This window comes from Anaerostipes sp. AF04-45 (genome assembly GCF_003461725.1).
GTDB lineage: Bacteria > Bacillota > Clostridia > Lachnospirales > Lachnospiraceae > Anaerostipes > Anaerostipes caccae.
In genome coordinates, this window is record NZ_QTXQ01000001.1 from 259199 (window position 1) to 275719 (window position 16521).

19 protein-coding genes and 1 pseudogene are annotated in these 16521 nt (G+C 46.1%); 5 read left to right on the forward strand and 15 right to left on the reverse strand.

The features are described from left to right. Window positions 1-16: 16 nt before the first annotated feature. The 11 genes and pseudogenes from atpG to DWV34_RS01335 all read right to left on the reverse strand — a co-directional run bounded on the left by atpG (window position 17) and on the right by DWV34_RS01335 (window position 7742). Window positions 17-874 carry an ATP synthase F1 subunit gamma gene (gene atpG / locus DWV34_RS01290; RefSeq protein ID WP_009289352.1) on the reverse strand — a complete coding sequence of 286 codons (858 nt, stop codon included), beginning with the start codon at window positions 872-874 and terminating at the stop codon, window positions 17-19. A gap of 14 nt (window positions 875-888) precedes the next feature. Then, on the reverse strand, window positions 889-2400 hold the full coding sequence (gene atpA / locus DWV34_RS01295; protein WP_006567601.1) for a F0F1 ATP synthase subunit alpha: 1512 nt from the start codon (window positions 2398-2400) through the stop codon (window positions 889-891). Window positions 2401-2427: 27 nt separating this feature from the next. After that, window positions 2428-2973: an ATP synthase F1 subunit delta gene (gene atpH / locus DWV34_RS01300; protein ID WP_009289353.1), complete on the reverse strand. Its 546-nt coding sequence runs from the start codon at window positions 2971-2973 to the stop codon at window positions 2428-2430. Next, the gene (atpF, locus tag DWV34_RS01305) at window positions 2961-3476 is read right to left on the reverse strand and encodes a F0F1 ATP synthase subunit B (RefSeq protein WP_009289354.1); all 516 of its coding nucleotides are present in this window, start codon (window positions 3474-3476) and stop codon (window positions 2961-2963) included. The genes atpH and atpF overlap by 13 nt, the downstream gene beginning before the upstream one ends. A gap of 76 nt (window positions 3477-3552) precedes the next feature. After that, window positions 3553-3816 (reverse strand): ATP synthase F0 subunit C, encoded by a 264-nt coding sequence (atpE, locus tag DWV34_RS01310; protein ID WP_006567604.1) that lies wholly within the window; start codon window positions 3814-3816, stop codon window positions 3553-3555. Between the two features lie 61 nt (window positions 3817-3877). After that, entirely contained in the window at window positions 3878-4606 is a 729-nt protein-coding gene (gene atpB / locus DWV34_RS01315) for a F0F1 ATP synthase subunit A (protein WP_009289355.1), read from the reverse strand. Between the two features lie 15 nt (window positions 4607-4621). Then, on the reverse strand, window positions 4622-5053 hold the full coding sequence (locus tag DWV34_RS01320) for a hypothetical protein (protein WP_009289356.1): 432 nt from the start codon (window positions 5051-5053) through the stop codon (window positions 4622-4624). After that, window positions 5037-5273, reverse strand: coding sequence for an AtpZ/AtpI family protein (locus tag DWV34_RS01325; RefSeq protein WP_006567607.1), 237 nt, complete (start codon window positions 5271-5273; stop codon window positions 5037-5039). Before DWV34_RS01325 ends, DWV34_RS01320 begins: the two co-directional genes overlap by 17 nt. Before the next feature lie 519 nt (window positions 5274-5792). After that, window positions 5793-6221, reverse strand: coding sequence for a ribose 5-phosphate isomerase B (rpiB, locus tag DWV34_RS18165; RefSeq protein WP_039930273.1), 429 nt, complete (start codon window positions 6219-6221; stop codon window positions 5793-5795). Window positions 6222-6263: 42 nt separating this feature from the next. After that, window positions 6264-6674, reverse strand: a pseudogene (locus DWV34_RS18170) (arsenate reductase/protein-tyrosine-phosphatase family protein); the annotation flags it as partial. Between the two features lie 12 nt (window positions 6675-6686). Further along, window positions 6687-7742 carry an L-threonylcarbamoyladenylate synthase gene (locus DWV34_RS01335; RefSeq protein ID WP_009289358.1) on the reverse strand — a complete coding sequence of 352 codons (1056 nt, stop codon included), beginning with the start codon at window positions 7740-7742 and terminating at the stop codon, window positions 6687-6689. 140 nt (window positions 7743-7882) lie between these two features. Here DWV34_RS01335 and DWV34_RS01340 point away from each other — a divergent pair, with 140 nt between their 5' ends. Both DWV34_RS01340 and DWV34_RS01345 read left to right on the forward strand, forming a co-directional pair. Next, the gene (locus tag DWV34_RS01340) at window positions 7883-9334 is read left to right on the forward strand and encodes an alanine/glycine:cation symporter family protein (protein WP_006567611.1); all 1452 of its coding nucleotides are present in this window, start codon (window positions 7883-7885) and stop codon (window positions 9332-9334) included. A gap of 163 nt (window positions 9335-9497) precedes the next feature. Next, entirely contained in the window at window positions 9498-10184 is a 687-nt protein-coding gene (locus DWV34_RS01345; protein ID WP_006567613.1) for an N-acetylmuramoyl-L-alanine amidase, read from the forward strand. Between the two features lie 45 nt (window positions 10185-10229). On the opposite strand, the gene DWV34_RS01350 is transcribed toward DWV34_RS01345, so the two are convergent. Then, window positions 10230-10427: a hypothetical protein gene (locus DWV34_RS01350; protein ID WP_022261266.1), complete on the reverse strand. Its 198-nt coding sequence runs from the start codon at window positions 10425-10427 to the stop codon at window positions 10230-10232. Window positions 10428-10687: 260 nt separating this feature from the next. Between DWV34_RS01350 and DWV34_RS01355 the strand changes: the two genes are divergently transcribed. The 3 genes from DWV34_RS01355 to DWV34_RS01365 all read left to right on the forward strand — a co-directional run bounded on the left by DWV34_RS01355 (window position 10688) and on the right by DWV34_RS01365 (window position 14061). Beyond that, entirely contained in the window at window positions 10688-11383 is a 696-nt protein-coding gene (locus DWV34_RS01355; RefSeq protein WP_022261265.1) for an adaptor protein MecA, read from the forward strand. 212 nt (window positions 11384-11595) lie between these two features. Next, the gene (gene iolG, locus DWV34_RS01360; protein WP_009289360.1) at window positions 11596-12609 is read left to right on the forward strand and encodes an inositol 2-dehydrogenase; all 1014 of its coding nucleotides are present in this window, start codon (window positions 11596-11598) and stop codon (window positions 12607-12609) included. 48 nt (window positions 12610-12657) lie between these two features. Then, a complete protein-coding gene (locus DWV34_RS01365) occupies window positions 12658-14061 on the forward strand; it encodes an MFS transporter (RefSeq protein WP_009289361.1) in 1404 nt (467 codons plus the stop codon). Between the two features lie 227 nt (window positions 14062-14288). Here DWV34_RS01365 and DWV34_RS01370 read toward each other — a convergent pair whose 3' ends face one another. The 3 genes from DWV34_RS01370 to DWV34_RS01380 all read right to left on the reverse strand — a co-directional run bounded on the left by DWV34_RS01370 (window position 14289) and on the right by DWV34_RS01380 (window position 16509). Continuing rightward, the gene (locus tag DWV34_RS01370) at window positions 14289-14588 is read right to left on the reverse strand and encodes an Abi family protein (RefSeq protein WP_009289362.1); all 300 of its coding nucleotides are present in this window, start codon (window positions 14586-14588) and stop codon (window positions 14289-14291) included. A 269-nt stretch (window positions 14589-14857) separates the two neighbouring features. Next, window positions 14858-15481: a dihydroxyacetone kinase family protein gene (locus DWV34_RS01375; RefSeq protein ID WP_009289363.1), complete on the reverse strand. Its 624-nt coding sequence runs from the start codon at window positions 15479-15481 to the stop codon at window positions 14858-14860. Between the two features lie 20 nt (window positions 15482-15501). Further along, window positions 15502-16509, reverse strand: coding sequence for a dihydroxyacetone kinase subunit DhaK (locus DWV34_RS01380; RefSeq protein WP_009289364.1), 1008 nt, complete (start codon window positions 16507-16509; stop codon window positions 15502-15504). Between the last annotated feature and the right edge of the window lie 12 nt (window positions 16510-16521).

Sequence of the window (16521 nt, forward strand, 5' to 3'; positions counted from 1 at the left end):
ATAATTCCTCCTACTTCTATTCCAGCGCCTCCGCTCCTGAAATGATTTCTGTCAATTCCTGCGTGATAGCGCCCTGTCTTGCCCGGTTATAGGCAAGGCTTAAGTTGTCAATTAATTCTTCGGCATTGGTCGTTGCCGAATCCATGGCCTGCATCCTGGCACCGTTTTCGCTGGCAACCGATGTGACAAGCGCACCGAAGATCAGACTGCAGACGTACTTGGGAATCAGCATGGATAAAGCTTCTTCCGGTTCCGGCTCATAATTCATGAGTGTCTTGGAGTCTTCCCCGTCTTTTTCATTTTGATCGATCTCCACAGGAAGCAGTTTGATCATGGTCGGCTCATGAACTACCGTATTTTTAAAATTGGTATATGCCAGATAGATCTCACCGATCTCCCCGTCCTCGAAGGCCTTTAAGACACGGTTTCCCAGATTGACGGCATCTTCGTACTCCGGTTCGTCGATCATCTCAGAGTCATCGGCGACAATATGATAACCCCTGTTTGCCAGACTGTCCATAGCCTTATGTCCGACTCCGTAGATCATTACATCTTCCCTTGCGAGTCCGCTGTCACGGATCATTTTTACAATATTGTTATTGTAACCGCCGGCCAGTCCCCGGTTGGAGGATACAGCGATCACTGCTTTCTTCTGCGAACCGTTAGACTTTAAATACGGATGGTCGATATTATCTGACTGGGCTAAGATTGAAGATACGGTCCGGTACATCTTGTCAAAATAAGTCCTGGATTCCTCGGCCCTCGCTCTTGCTCTCTGAAGCTTTACCGTTGAGACAAGCTTCATCGCCTTTGTAATCTGTCCGGTGCTCTCGATACTGGCTTTTCTTCTTTTTATATCAACTATTGATGCCATAAAAGCTCACCTCTTTACTTTGCCTCAAACTGCTGCCTGCACTCTTTGATCGCAGTGATCAGCATTTCTTCCGTCTCTTTTCCAAGCTCCTTCGTCTCCCGGATCGACCGGAACACATCCGGATATTTTGTGTCGATCAGCTCAAACAGCTCCTTCTGGAAGGCTAAGATGTCATCCACCTTGATCTCCAGGAGATATTTTCTGGTAGCCGCGTAAATGATCACCACCTGCTGTTCTACCGGAAGCGGCTGATACTGAGGCTGTTTGAGAACTTCCTTAATCCTCTCACCCTGTGCCAGACGCTCTTTCGTATCATCGTCCAGTTCTGAACCAAACTGGGCAAAAGCGGCGAGCTCCCTGTACTGGGCAAGGTCGGTACGGATCGGCCCGGCGATCTTTTTCATCGCTTTGATCTGTGCCGCACCGCCTACTCTGGATACGGAGAGACCCGCATTGATCGCAGGACGGAATCCCGCATTGAACATCTCGGTCTCCAGATAAATCTGTCCGTCCGTGATGGAAATAACATTGGTCGGAATATAGGCAGATACATCGCCTGCCTGGGTCTCGATGAGCGGAAGGGCTGTCAGAGAACCTCCTCCCAGTTCATCGGACAGCTTGGCTGCCCTTTCCAGAAGTCTTGAGTGAAGATAGAAGACGTCTCCCGGATAAGCCTCACGTCCCGGAGGTCTCCGAAGCAGAAGGGACAGGGTACGGTATGCGGTTGCATGTTTGCTCAAGTCGTCATAAATGACAAGAACATCCTCCCCGTTTTCCATCCACTCTTCCCCGATGGCACATCCCGCGTATGGGGCAATATACTGGAGCGGTGCCAGCTCACTGGCTGTGGATGCCACCACTGTGGTGTAATCCATGGCTCCGTACTCTTCAAATGTCTTTACGATGTTCGCAACCGTAGACGATTTTTGACCAATTGCCACATAAATACAATGGACGCCCTGGCCTTTCTGGTTGATGATCGTATCCACTGCAATCGCAGTTTTACCCGTCTGGCGGTCACCGATGATCAGTTCCCGCTGCCCGCGCCCGATCGGCACCATGGCATCGATCGCTTTAATTCCTGTCTGAAGCGGAGTATCTACGGATTTTCTTGAGATAACTCCTGATGCTACTCTTTCTATTGGACGGTACTTTTCTGTCTCGATCGGACCTTTTCCGTCGATCGGCTGTCCCAGAGAATTCACAACACGTCCGGTCATCGCGTCACCTACCGGCACTTCCACGACTCTTCCGGTGGTCTTTACGACATCTCCTTCACTGATGTTCTTCTGGTCTCCCAGCAGTACGGCTCCGACGTTGTCTTCCTCAAGGTTCAGCACCATTCCGTATACTTCCCCCGGGAATTCTAAAAGTTCTCCCTGCATGGCCTCATCAAGGCCATGGATTCTTGCAATTCCGTCGGCTACCTGAATCACGGTTCCAATATCAGAGGTTTCAAGCTTGGTAGAGTATTGTTTGATCTGCTCTTTAATGACAGAACTGATCTCTTCTGGCCTTAAATTCATTTTGCTTTTTTGCCTCCTTGCCTATAATCACAACTGTATTTTTGACAGACTTTTCCCCATGGTCTGAAGCTTCGTCCTTATGGAACTGTCGATGACCCTGTCGTCGAGCCGGAGCACCAGCCCTCCGATCAGCTGCTCATCGATCTCATAGTCCACTTCAAACTCCCTGTAATCTGTCAGTTCTTTCATACGATCCACAATGTCCTTTTTCTGCCCTTCTGACAGTTCAAAAGCGGAGGCAACCCAAAGGCTCCCTATCCCCTCTCTCTTCTTCATCCGGCCGATGATATAGTCGAGAACAGACATTATGTCACGGTATCGGTCTTTTTTCACAATGACCAACAAAAAGCCCATCATGTCCTCAGAAATCCTGCCTTTAAATGCTGTTTCCAGGATCCGCATTTTTTCTTCTTTTACGATCTTGGGGTGAGAAAGCATCTGATTGAGCTCCCCGCTCTCCGAAAACACCCGGCGCACACTGAGGACTTCTTCTTTGACAGAGTCAAGATTTCCTTTTTCCTCTGCCAGCGAAAGATAGGCATCTCCATATGTTTTGCTGACTAGCTTCGCCATGTCTGATCACCCATCTCCTTTAAGGTCTCTTCCACAAGGGCATCCTGCTTTGCCGGATCGATCTTATCCGTTATGATCTTGCCTGCCATAGCCACTGCCACCTGGATCATTTCCTGTTTCACCTGATCCCGGACCTTTTTCTTTTCCAGCGCGATCTCATTTTCCGCCCGCTCTGTGATCTTCAGCGCTTCCTGTCTGGCCTCCGAAATGATCTCGTCTTCCCTTTTCAGGGCTTTCTTTCTGGCCTGGCTTAAAATCTCATCGGCTTCTTTTTCTATATCCCTGATCTTTTCTTCATACTCAGCTTTCAGTCTGGCCGCCTCTTTTTTGTCGGCCGCCGCAGTATCCAGATCATCTGCGATTTTATTCTTGCGGTCATTTAGAAGTTTCCTGACCGGTTCAAATAATACATAAGATAAAAATGCAAACATGATGAAGACCGCGACTGCCTGGCATAAAACGTCAAATCCAAGCTGGATATCAAGTCCAAAGATTCTGTCCACGTCCTGTCCTCCTTTCCCTGAATTCTCTCCGGTTTGTCATTTTCCGACGGCTTCTGCCGCCGTTTTATCTCCCGGATTATAATTTAGCGAATAACGGGTTAGCGTATAACAGAATCAGGCCGATAACCAATCCGTAAAGACCTGTGGTCTCTGCAACTGCCTGTCCGAGAAGCATCGTAGACATGATATCTCCCTTGGCGCCCGGATTGCGTCCTACGGCTGCCGCACCCTGTCCTGCTGCGTATCCCTGTCCTACACCAGGTCCGATACCTGCGATCAGCGCAAGTCCCGCTCCGATTGCTGAACAACCTAATACAAATGCTTCACTTGAAATATTCATAAGAAAATCCTCCTAAAAAATAAAATTGTTCTTTTTATTGCTCCTGATAGTTTCTTCCGGTTTATGCATTCCTCTTGTCTGCGATAAATGTCATGGTCAGCATGGCAAAGACAAAGGTCTGGATCGCACCGGAAAACAAGTCAAAATATACATGCAGAAATGCCGGAAGCCCCAGCTTCGCAAAGATCGGAAGCAGGCCGTACCACAGCGAAAGCATAATGGTCCCCGCCATGATGTTTCCGAACAGACGCAGCGACAGCGACACCGGAGTCGCAAATTCGCCGATGACATTGACCGGAAACAGCACCGGAATCGGCTGAAACAGGTCCGTAAACATGCGGAACTTCCTCGTCTTAAATGCGCTGTACTGGATCATCACAAAGGTGATCAGTGCCAGAGACAACGTCGTCCCGTAATCGGCTGTCGGCGCCCGAAGCCCGAACAGCCCCGATGTGTTGGCAATAAAGATGAAAAACATAATGCTTCCGATATAATTGGCAAACGGCTTCCAGTGTTTTCCCATGGTGCTCTTCACCAGCTTATCCAGCATTTCCACCACCAGTTCCACTGCATTTGCAAGACCGCTGGGCTTTTCATAATCTTTCATGATACTCCGCCTCGCGATCAGTGCCAGCACCATGATAAAAAGCATGACGATCAGTGTTGTCACATGAGTGGTGGTGATCCATACCTTATGCCCGAAAAAATTCAATGGTATCAGCCCATGCACCATGAAGTCCACATCACTTCCCGATGCGGCAGCCAACATGGGGGCCTGAATCATTCCCATAGCATTCCCTCCTTTTTAATTCATTTTACTTTCTACTTCTTCGTTCCTGCCGGATCGTCTTTCCGATACACGGCGGTGGATCAGCGGCTGCAGATATGCAGCTATTTTAATCCCCAAAACTCCAAGTATGATCCCTGAAAATGTCAGCATATGGATCTTAATCCCAACAGCTGCCGCAAGGACAGTCAGAACCTTGCGGACCAGAGTCCGCCTTACCATATACTTATTTGCAGACTCGGGATCTAGATCCAGCGCAGTATCAATGGTCAGATACATATTCAGGATCAGACAGACTGCAAAAAACAGGCCCGCAAGAATCCCTGCCAGAAAGTACAGAGATCCCCCTGATGTGACCATGCCGGCTGCACCGGCCGCCGCACCGTAGATCCCCAATCCGGCCAGCAATTCCAAAAGAACGGGATTGATTTCTTTAAATTCTTCTGTCATCATCACCCTCCTGGTCTTCACTGACATTCCTTATGAGTTTCCAGGCACCGCTCAGTCCTCCGCCAATGCCCAGAATCAATAACGGGATAAAAAAATGGGTAGAAAACTTTCGGTCCAGCCAGAGGCCTAAAAACATGCACAGAAATGTCGATGTCAGAATCGTAATTCCCAGCTGTGTTATCAGAGATAACGAACGGACAATGTCCTTATTGATCTTCATAAAGACCTCCTTGAAAAAGTTTCTACTCACACTTTGTAATTATATCATCCAAAGCATATTATGGCTAGGAAAAAAAGATCTGTAACCGAGGGCATTCCTTTTACAGTAGCTATTATTTCCATATTTATCTGGTATTTATTCTTTTTCTTGTTTTCCGGACAAGTATTCCTTGAACACAAGAAGCTATCCAACGATATTTTTAGCACTATTGGAAGTGCGCATTTCAAAGCGTGACGGAAATAGTGGTTTAAAAAACTCTAAAAAACTGTCGCACTAAAAAGGTGCGGCAGCTTTTTGCACGAAATACACGAAATATCTTCTGGAGAAGGCTAATGAATAAAGAAATCTTACATTGAATAGCCCATTTTATTCGAATAATACTTGTCCAGCAGACATTATGTCTATTTTCTACATGATTGGAGTGAGACATTCTAAGAGCCGAACGGAAATCATGTGGAAAATGTCATACGGCACAGAAGCCGCGAGTGCTGTCCATGCCGTATAATATCTTCTTAAAATTTAGTCCTCGATCATATTGATCCTGCGGATATGCCTCTCATCGTTAGAAAATTTTGTCTCTAAAAATGTGTCCACGATATCAAGTGCCAGGCCTTCTCCGGTGACTCTTGCCCCCAGTGCCAGTATGTTGGCATTATTATGTTCTCTTGTTGCTCTTGCGCTGAATGTGTCTCCGCACAGTGCCGCCCGGATACCTTTGATCTTATTGGCAGTAATGGAAATACCGATTCCTGTTCCGCAGATCAGAATTCCCTGCTTCACTTCGTCCTTCAGTATGCCCTCAGCCACCGCTTTTGCATATACCGGGTAATCACAAGACTCCTCTGAGTAGCATCCGTAGTCTTTTACTGCGTGCCCTTTCTCCTCCAGGTGCTTAATAACCGCCTGTTTCAGCTCATATCCGCCGTGATCGCTTCCAATACCTATCATTTCATTTCCTCCTAACTTATGGTTCCAGATTTTATGGATTAGTTGTGTAATCTGTACAAAGCAATGTTCATAGTCTTCATCATCCATCCCGTAAGGGTCGATGACTGCCCCCTCATCATTAGCATACTCGTTGATGGTGGCCACTTCCTTATATCCATGATAGTCTTCCAGTACCTTTTCTTTCTGCTTATCATTCATGGTGAGAATCAGATCACTGGTCTCCACATCTTCCTGTGTGAGCTGGGACGCTTTGAAATCTATGATCTCAATCCCGCTCTTCCTGACCAGATCTGCTGCTTTTGTGTGTACCGGCTCCGGAAATAATACGACGAGTCCCTTGGACTCCACCTGGATGTCTCTTCTGTGAGCGTCTTTTAAATATTTCCGCAGCACCGATTCCGCAATAAAACTGCGGCAGGTGTTGTTCGTACTTACAAATATAATTTTTTTCAAACTAATCTCCTTTTAAACACGGATCATCTGATGTCCCGCTGCTTTCACCAGACGGTTCATCACCGCTTCTTCATACTCTTCACCTTCAAATCCCTCTGAAAAGATCACATCCACGTCTCTGTGGTCAAATTCTCTCAGCACGTCATAGAGGTTTGCCGTCACTGTCTCCATATGGCTGCGGCTCCCCACAGAGATTACCTCATCTGCATCATAACGGTCCATTGTCTCTTCCGTGGCGATAACTCCGGTCTTCATGCACTGTTTACGGCAGTCACGGACCCTTTTCGTGATCTCCTCTGCTACTTTCTCTCTGTCCTCTCCAAGGATAAGGACCAGCTGAGCTTTCGGCGCATAGTGCTTGTACTTCATTCCAGGTGCCCTGGGCACTGTATCCTCTTTCACTGACAGAGTACTCATCAGCACCTCTGTCGAAAGAGCCTTCTCAAGTTCATCTTTTGTAATCTTTCCCGGCCTTAAAATGACCGGTACTTCTCCGGTAAAATCAACGATCGTCGATTCGACGCCCACTTCTACTTTTCCCCCGTCCAATACCATCGGGATCTTGCCGTCCAGGTCCTCTACCACATGTTCCGCCTTTGTGGGGCTGGGCCTTCCCGAAGTGTTGGCGCTGGGCGCGGCCACAGGAACACCCGCCTCTCTCAGCAGGGCCAGCGCTGCAGGATGACTGGGCATCCGGACGGCTACGGAATCGAGTCCCCCGGTAACCCGGTATGGAACCTTGTCGCTTTTGGGCAGGATCACGGTCAGCGGACCCGGCCAGAAAGCATCCATCGCTTTTTTGGCAGGCCCCGGTACGCAAGATGTGATCTCATCGATCATCTCCATGCTCCCGATATGAAGGATGAGAGGATTGTCAGAGGGTCTCCCTTTTGCCTCGTAGATTCTGGATGCGGCCTCTTCCATCCAGCCGCTGCCTCCAAGTCCATAGACTGTCTCCGTGGGAAAAGCTACCAGCTTCCCCTCCCGAAGAAGCCCGGCAGCTTCCCGGATCGCTTCCTTATTGTCCTTGTTTTCAACGTTTCTCACTATTGTCTTCATAAAACCCATCCTTCTTCTGAGAAAAACCCATTAGCAATCATTATAACAAACTTTTCCTAAAAAATAAAGCAGGGAGTTTTCCGCCAAAAATCATAAACCTGCTGCCTGGCTGAATATAATACTTTAATTGCCGCAAAGAGGTTTGATATATGGTTCAAATATTTTCTCTGATCAGCCGTCTGAATGATGCATTCAATTCCTTTATCTGGGGAACTCCTATGCTGGCCTGTTTCTTAGGTGTCGGCCTGATGTTTACACTTAGGACAAAATGCTTCCAGTTAAGACATTTCAGATTGTGGATCTCTTCCACGCTCTTGTCCTCTTTGAAAAAATCTGAGGTAAGAAAAACAAAGGATTCGGCTTCCATCTCACAGTTTCAGTCCCTCTGCACCGCCCTGGCCGGGACCCTGGGAACCGGAAATATCGCCGGAGTCGCCACTGCCATCACTGCCGGAGGACCCGGGGCTATTTTCTGGATGTGGATTTCTTCGATCCTGGGAATGATGACACATTATGCGGAAGTCACACTCGGAATGAAATACCGTTATCGGGACAAAAACGGAAAATGGGCCGGAGGTGCCATGGTCTATATGGAACGGGGCCTCGGCGCAAAATGGCTGGCCTCTCTTTTTGCCGCATTCTGTATTCTCGCTTCTCTCGGGATCGGAAACATGGCACAGGCAAACTCTATGGCCTCCGCGCTCTCCTCCACCTTTTCAATTTCCCCGGTGATCACAGGTCTCGTCACCCTGTTCATGGTAGGTTTTGTCATAATGGGAGGCATCAAACGGATCGCCGGCGTGACAGAAAAAATCATCCCGGTCATGGCTGCCTTATTCACACTGGGCTGTATTGTAATTATTTTTGTCCACATGGACCGGATTCCATCCACAATCCATTCGATCCTCCACGGTGCCTTCTCACCAAAAGCTGCCGGAGGAGGTGTCCTTGGCTACGGGATCACCATTGCTATGAAAAAAGGAATCTCCCGCGGGGTCTTTTCCAACGAGGCAGGATTGGGAAGTTCCGTCACCGTACATACAAACTCCGACACAAAAGAACCCGTTGTCCAGGGCATGTGGGGTATCTTTGAAGTATTTACCGACACGGTTGTGATGTGTACCATCACAGCCCTTACGATCCTCACTTCCGGTGTCTATGACGAGGGAACCTATCTCAAGGCTATGGCTCTGGACGCGGCCCAGGGCACCACGATTCATTTTGATTCACTGCCCAACGGAGTCCCCCTGACCAGCGCTGCCTTCTCCACAGTCTTCGGCTCCTGGGGCTCCGCCTTCGTATCTATCGCCATCGTATTCTTTGCATTTGCCACCCTCATTGGATGGTCCTTTTACGGTGAGACGGCAGCCGTCTATTTATTTGGCAGAAAAGCCGTCACCAATTATAAACTTGTTTTTCTCTATTTTATATTTTTAGGCTCCATTCTGCACTTATCCTTTGTCTGGAACCTTTCGGATACCTTTAACGGGTTGATGGCCATACCGAATCTGATCTCCATCACACTGCTGTCTGGCCAGGTCGTAAAAATGACCGGCGAATACCTGGGACGGCACGACATCAAAAGAAAATTTCCAAAATGACCAAATCACAGATCAGAACTTTTAACAAATCATACATTATGTCCATTTTCTGCATGATTGAAGTGAGGCATTCTAAGAGCCGAGCGGAAATCATGCGGAAAATGTCATTCATATATCAGGCCTTGTTCTGAATATAATATTACAAAAGTCCTGAGGTCTCCAAATGAAATATCGTAAACAACTTTTAGGGGGCGCGATCTTCTGTATCATCGTCCTGCTCTATATTTCCTCGATCACCCTTCCGATCTTTGTAAACCAGACGATCGGAAAACAGAATGTCATCATCATCGATCCCGGACACGGCGGCAATGATCCCGGAAAAGTCGGCAGCGGAGATGTGCTGGAAAAAGACATCAATCTGGCCATATCAAAAAAATTAAAAACGATCCTGGAAAAGAAAAAATTCAAGGTAAAAATGACCAGGGACGGCGACTACAATCTGGCCACCAGCACGACCAATGTAAAAGTTTCCGATCTTTCCAACAGGAAGCAGATTATCTTTGATGCCGAGCCGGTTCTTGTGGTGAGTGTTCATCAGAACAGCTATCCCAGCGGTGAAGTACACGGTGCACAGGTATTTTACTATCAGGGGTCTCAAAAAGGGAAACAGCTTGCTGACTGCCTGCAAAGTTCCCTGGTTGAAAATTTAGATCCAGACAACCACAGAGTGGCAAAAGCAAACAGCGATTACTTTCTTCTTCGGGATAATCCTTATGTAACTGTCATCGCAGAGTGCGGTTTTCTGAGCAATGAAGAAGAAAAGCAGAAACTTCAGGATAAAGCTTATCAGGAAAAAGCAGCACAGGCCATCTATAAGGGAATTCAATCCTATTTAAGCCAAGAGAAATAATCCCTTGGCTTAATTGAGATACTACTGGTATAGATGACGCATTGTTTAATGATTGGTTACTTTTTGATAATAGACGGCACAGATCTCCCCTTTCTCATCATCAATGAAGTCTTTCATGTAGGAATCATCTTCCTCAAGCATAAGATCCATTTGTTCCTGATTGCTGTTGTCTACGGGTATTCCATCGACCTGGACTGCCAATCCAAGTTCTAAATAATCCAATAAATCACTGCGATGTCCCATGATAATCTCCATTCTGAAGTGTTTGTGAAATGAGCCAGAAAAGTGCTATGATATATAAATTTAAGACACTGCCGAAAAGGCAGCGAAGATGCGGCGCCTCAGCGAAGGAAAGAGCTCATTTCCATATGCTGTAAGTTTATAATAGCAAATTCTGTAAATTATTTCAAGTATTTCTGTATATTTTTGTAAGTTATTCAGAAACACTTTACACATATGCATTCAGATACTATACTATAATATAAAGTAAGGGAGTGATGACTATGAAGATAGAACGAATTAGTGACAATCAAATCCGATGTACTTTGAATAAAGCTGACCTTGCTGGAAAAGAGACACTGCTCAACGAACTGGCATTTGGTTCCGATAAGGCCAAAGGACTGTTCCGCGAACTGATGAAGAAAGCTTCTCAGGAATTAGGTTTTGAGACCAATAACATTCCTCTTATGGTAGAAGCGATCCCGGTCTCCCAGGAATGTCTGATACTCGTCGTCACGAAAGTGGAAGACGCCGATCAGTTTAATGACCGTTACGAGAAATTAGTCAACTCAAAGATTTCATCCGGCAATATGAACCTGGAAGATTCCGACGGAGTTCTCAATTTCCTCGACGATGCTTCTGACAGCGATCTGTCCGAACTGGCTGATGCAATGCATCTGGCCATTATGGATTCCAACTGTGACGTATACTGCTTTTCTTCCCTGGAAGAAGTAGCTTATGCAGCAAAACTGGTGATAAGCTTTCCGCATGAAAGCCGCTTATATAAAGATACCGAAAATAACTGTTATTATCTCTGCCTGTCTGCCGAGGACAACAAGTATGACTTTACAAAAGTCCGCAGCAGACTTTCAGAGTACAGCAAACGTATCCCAAATACTTATGCGACTAAGGCTTTATTTGATGAACATTTTCAAACCATCCTTTCTGAGGATGCGATCCGGCAGATAGCCGAATTTTAACTTAACATAATAAAAAGGAAAGAACCTGTGTTTATTGATGCGGGTTCTTTTTTTGTTCCAAAAAAAAGACACAAAAAATAATTCACCCATAATTTTATATAAAAATACTACATAATCCAAAAAAAGTACTAGTTTTGGTAATATCTTTGTCCTGATATGATTAACTCATAAAGAAATCAGACCAGTTGAATATAAGAAAGGACGTTTTTATTATGGTAAATGTAGGTATTATTGGAGCAGGAAGAATCGGAAGAGTACATGTAGAAAGCATCTGTACACAAGTTAGCAACGCAAAGGTGAAAACACTTGCAGATCCTTTTATGACAGAGGATACAGCGGCATGGGCAAAAGAAATGGGTGTTGAAAAAACAACCAGAGATTACAAAGATATCTTAAATGATCCTCAGATTGATGCTGTTTTAATATGTTCTTCCACAGATACACATTCTACAATATCAGTGGAAGCCATCGAGGCAGGAAAACATGTCTTCTGTGAAAAGCCGATCGATCATGACGTAAAGAAAATCCAGGAAGTCGTAGACGCTCTGAAAAAAAGCAATGTAAAGTATCAGGTAGGATTTAACCGCCGGTTCGACCACAACTTTGAAGCAGTAAGAGATGCCGTGGCTGCCGGAAAGATCGGTGAGACACAGATCATCAAAGTGACATCCAGAGACCCTGAACCGCCAAGTGCTGATTATGTAAAAGTCTCCGGCGGAATGTTCCTTGACATGACGATCCATGACTTTGATATGGTACGCTTCCTGGCAGGATGTGATGCCGAAGAGGTATATGTGGAAGCAGCCGTCTTAGTAGATCCGGCCATCGGTGAGGCAGGGGATGTGGACACTGCAGTCATTACTTTAAAAATGAAAAACGGCGCGCTCGCAGTCATCGACAACTCAAGAAAAGCTGTTTACGGATACGATCAGAGAGCCGAAGTATTCGGATCAAAAGGAATGGTTGCTACCGCAAATGATTCCGTATCCTCAGCCGTGATCAGCAATGCAGACGGTGTAACCGGAGAAAAACCTCTTTACTTCTTCCTGGAGCGCTATATGGCCGCTTACGCAAAAGAAATTAAATGCTTTATCGACGCCATTGAAAAAGACACAGACACACCTCTGGGAGTTATGGACGGACTTGAGCCGGTACTCATGGGGCTTGCAGCTAAGAAATCACTGGAAGAACACCGCCCTGTAAAAATTTCTGAAATCACGGTGTAAAGAAACACCAGCCTGCCGGTTTTCCCGGCGGGCAGGCTGTCATGCCATATGAAATTAAGGAGAAGAAAAATGGATAAAAACTATGTCAAAGGCCACAAACTCACCTGGGGAACCCGGGTCTCCTACGCAGGCGGGGACGTGGCATGTAATGTAATCTTCGGAATGATCGGTACATTGCTTACGCTTTTTTATACTGATTATGTTGGAATCAATCCGGCAACTGTCGGATTGGTCATGCTGATTTCCCGGCTGTTTGACGGAGTGTCTGACTTAATCATGGGTGTCATCGTTGAGCACACCAACTCAAAATGGGGAAAATCAAGGCCGTGGATCTTATGGATGAGCATCCCTTATGCTCTTTCAGCCGTACTGCTTTTCACTGTGCCTCATACAACCGGAATCGTTCAGGGAATCTACCTGTTTGTTACATATAATTTTTGTACCACAGTCTGTTATACAGCTATTAATCTTCCATATGGAAGCCTTTCTGCCATGATGACACGCGTCTCTTCTGAGAGAGATATGCTGAGTGTCGTTAGAATGGGATTGTCACCGATCGGACGTATCGTAGCCGTTACCTTTACTCTTCCGTTAGTAAAGATCTTCGGGGATAATCAGGCTGCATGGGTTAAGACAATGTCTATCTGGGCGGTTCTTGCATTGATCCTGCTCATCAACTGTTTCCTCAAATGCAAAGAGACCGTTGTCATTGCGGCCAAAGATAAAGTAAAAAGTATCCCTCTGAAAAAGGGCCTGAAAGCCCTTGTCACAAATCAATACTTCTGGGCAGTTCTCGTATTATGGATGCTTCAGAGTGTATCCTTTGGTATCTCAGGGACCATCCTTCCATACTATTGTAAATACATTTTCCACAACGATACCTGGATGTACAGTACATTGTATCTGACGGAAACTCTTACTTTGGTAGCCTGCATCTTTGCCTGTGCGCCTCTGATCGGAAAATTCGGAAAAAGAAACGTTGCATTTGCCGGAGCATTTATCGCACTGGCCGGGCAGCTTCTGTTCTTCCTGAATCCTTACAGCTTTCCGTGGATGGTCATGAGCTGTGTGACTCGTGCTGTCGGACTCGCTCCATTAAATGCAGTTGTCTTCGGAATGATCGGCGATGTGGTGGAATTTGGTCAGTGGAAGACACATATCCGTCAGGAAAGCCTGATCTTTGCAGGAGGCTCCATCGGCACAAAAGTCGGCGCAGGTGTGGCATCTGCCGCCATGACAGGACTCCTCTCTCTGTCAGGATATATCAGTTCTGCTGCCGGTGCTGTGACACAGCCAGGGTCTGCACTGAACATGATCATCAACATTTATAAAGTAGGGCCGGTCATTGTTGCGGCATTAGCGGTCATCACGCTTTCGTTCTACAAACTGGATAAACAGTACGATTCGATTATGAAAGAATTGATCGACCGTGAAGCCAGAGGTGAATTGTAGCGACTTCTTATAAAATAAAAAACAGGCTATAAAATGGCGGGGTTTTTATCACAACACTCCGCCAGAAGCCTAAGCGATTTGTGCATAATATACTTGATTAGTTCTGTCCTTTATTTTATGTATTCATACACTGAGATGTTCTTTCCAATCCATTGTAAAATTCATTGTATGAAGACTAATAATATTTCTGTTTCTTTTAAATAATAAGCTATTGCCGACATATTATTCTAATATATCTTCTTTTCTTTGAAAATTGAAGAATCCTTCAGAATCAATGCATCTCCATGAATTAGTAAAGCTTCTACTAAATGAGCTTTTAATGCAACCTCTATTTTAGATATCATTGAGAATATCAGGTCAGAAAGCTTTCGATCGAGACGATATAATGTCAGAATATCTTCAAATTTGGTTCCCAAAATATATTTTTGGGTAGAGTTATTATATAATTGAAACGAATATCCCCTCAGCCGATAATAACCAATTATTTTTAATGCTTTTTCTGCATCCTCTTGAGAGACAATCTCCATATCTGAATCAATGTACGATTGTATTTGCTGCGTTATCGTTAATATTTGTTTTGGATACTAATACATGAAACACTCTATAAATGAAAAAAGTCCCACCGGGTTGCGCATAAAAATCAGAGGCGTGGTGGGCTCTGTTAATATCATTATACAATTTCAATCATATTTACAAATATTTGTTTATTAAATTGTTTAATTTACATTATAAATAAGAGAGCCAAAATTTATTATAAAATAGAAATTTTGGCTCTCTTATTGTAATTTTATGCTAGTTATTTTGTACTCTTCTCAAATGCCTTCATAATAAGCACCGCCACATATGCCCCCGGATCTTCAAGACTTCTGGAAGCCTCTCCCCTGGTTGCGGCGCGTCCGTGAACCGCAAGCATGGTGGTCGTATTCTTGAAACCGTCCTCTGCTGCCTTTACTGCACCGGCTGCCATCTCTTCCAGAGAAGCACCCGATGCCGCAGCGGCATTCAGACTTTCCACCGCCGGGTGGATACCGTCAATAAACGTCTTTTCTCCCACTTTGGCTTTTCCGCGGTTTGCAACACCTGCTTCATAGGCCTCAAAAAGCTTTGCCACATCGGCATTCTCAAGCATTTCCGTACCCTTCAGGACTTTGCCCGCCTGCATAAGTCCCGAAGCCATCAGTGTGCCCATCGTAGACGGCACCGCAGATGCCATGGCCTTTCCGGCCTGGTATAAAAGCTTTCCGGCATCCGTAATGGAACCGTCTGCGACTTTCTCATAGGCGGCCTTAAATCCGTCCCCCATGGTCAGTCCCAGGTCACCGTCTCCCACGATGCTGTCCATCTCGATCAGATGATCCCTGTTTTCTGACATGATATCACTGATCTCTTTCAAAAGCCTGATTAAATAACTGTTATCCATCCTTAATTCTGCCTCCTCACTTACTGGCGGAAGAACGGTGTCTTCGCATCACTATCCAACATTTCTTTGAGCTCGTCATCCAGCTTCAGCAGAGAGATTGAAAATCCTGCCATCTCCAGTGCAGTGGCATACTCTCCCACATAATATCTGTGAACACTGATTCCTTTTTCTGAGAGCACCTCGTCAATGTGACGGGTCACAATATACTGTTCATCTAAAGTGGTGGCTCCAAGGCCGTTGACGAGGACAGCCACTTCATCGCCGCTCTCATACGGAAGATCCGCAACGATCTGACCTAACATCTCATCTACGATCTGGTCTGCCGGCTCAATTTTCCCACGTCTGATACCAGTCTCCCCGTGGATGCCCATGCCGATCTCCATCTCATCTTCCCCAATGGAGAATCCGGCTTTTCCGACTCTCGGCACGACACAAGGGGTCAGGGCGACTCCCATAGTCCGCACATTGGCATTTGCCTTGTCGGCGATTCTTTTCACGTTATCCAGATCCATCATCTTGTCTGCGGCAGCCCCTGCGCATTTAAATACAAAGAAAATACCTGCCACTCCCCGGCGGGTGCTCTTCTCACCCGGTGCGGAAGGACCGGCAGAAGCCACATCATCGGCCCCGAGAACGGTCTCCACGCGGATATCCTCTTCCATGTCCGCCATCTCGGCCGCCATATCAAAGTTAAAGATGTCTCCGTTGTAATTTCCATAGATATAGAGCACGCCTGCCCCGCTGTCAATCTCTTTTGTCACGGCAAGCATCTGTTCTGCACTCGGTGACTGGAATACATCACCCACGCAGCAGCCATCCAGCATGCCCTCTCCAACATAGCCAAGAAACAGAGGAAGGTGTCCGGAACCGCCTCCTGTAGCGATGCCTACTTTTCCTTCTTTCTTGTATTTAGACACAAGGCACTGAAGATCGCCGTCTGTGCAGGTCACCATGTCTTTATGTGCGATATAGATGCCGCTGAGCATCTCTTTTAAATAATTGTCCGGCTCGTTGATAATCTTCTTCATCTCTCACACTCC

Bases quoted from the DNA above. Each gene is read 5' to 3' on its own strand.
- atpG (WP_009289352.1), bottom strand. From the start codon at position 874: ATGGCATCAATAGTTGATATAAAAAGAAGAAAAGCCAGTATCGAGAGC.
- atpA (WP_006567601.1), bottom strand. From the start codon at position 2,400: ATGAATTTAAGGCCAGAAGAGATCAGTTCTGTCATTAAAGAGCAGATC.
- atpH (WP_009289353.1), bottom strand. From the start codon at position 2,973: ATGGCGAAGCTAGTCAGCAAAACATATGGAGATGCCTATCTTTCGCTG.
- atpE (WP_006567604.1), bottom strand. From the start codon at position 3,816: ATGAATATTTCAAGTGAAGCATTTGTATTAGGTTGTTCAGCAATCGGA.
- atpB (WP_009289355.1), bottom strand. From the start codon at position 4,606: ATGGGAATGATTCAGGCCCCCATGTTGGCTGCCGCATCGGGAAGTGAT.
- DWV34_RS01320 (WP_009289356.1), bottom strand. From the start codon at position 5,053: ATGACAGAAGAATTTAAAGAAATCAATCCCGTTCTTTTGGAATTGCTG.
- DWV34_RS01325 (WP_006567607.1), bottom strand. From the start codon at position 5,273: ATGAAGATCAATAAGGACATTGTCCGTTCGTTATCTCTGATAACACAG.
- rpiB (WP_039930273.1), bottom strand. From the start codon at position 6,221: ATGATAGGTATTGGAAGCGATCACGGCGGATATGAGCTGAAACAGGCG.
- DWV34_RS01335 (WP_009289358.1), bottom strand. From the start codon at position 7,742: ATGGGTTTTATGAAGACAATAGTGAGAAACGTTGAAAACAAGGACAAT.
- DWV34_RS01340 (WP_006567611.1), top strand. From the start codon at position 7,883: ATGGTTCAAATATTTTCTCTGATCAGCCGTCTGAATGATGCATTCAAT.
- DWV34_RS01345 (WP_006567613.1), top strand. From the start codon at position 9,498: ATGAAATATCGTAAACAACTTTTAGGGGGCGCGATCTTCTGTATCATC.
- DWV34_RS01350 (WP_022261266.1), bottom strand. From the start codon at position 10,427: ATGGGACATCGCAGTGATTTATTGGATTATTTAGAACTTGGATTGGCA.
- DWV34_RS01355 (WP_022261265.1), top strand. From the start codon at position 10,688: ATGAAGATAGAACGAATTAGTGACAATCAAATCCGATGTACTTTGAAT.
- iolG (WP_009289360.1), top strand. From the start codon at position 11,596: ATGGTAAATGTAGGTATTATTGGAGCAGGAAGAATCGGAAGAGTACAT.
- DWV34_RS01365 (WP_009289361.1), top strand. From the start codon at position 12,658: ATGAAATTAAGGAGAAGAAAAATGGATAAAAACTATGTCAAAGGCCAC.
- DWV34_RS01370 (WP_009289362.1), bottom strand. From the start codon at position 14,588: ATGGAGATTGTCTCTCAAGAGGATGCAGAAAAAGCATTAAAAATAATT.
- DWV34_RS01375 (WP_009289363.1), bottom strand. From the start codon at position 15,481: ATGGATAACAGTTATTTAATCAGGCTTTTGAAAGAGATCAGTGATATC.
- DWV34_RS01380 (WP_009289364.1), bottom strand. From the start codon at position 16,509: ATGAAGAAGATTATCAACGAGCCGGACAATTATTTAAAAGAGATGCTC.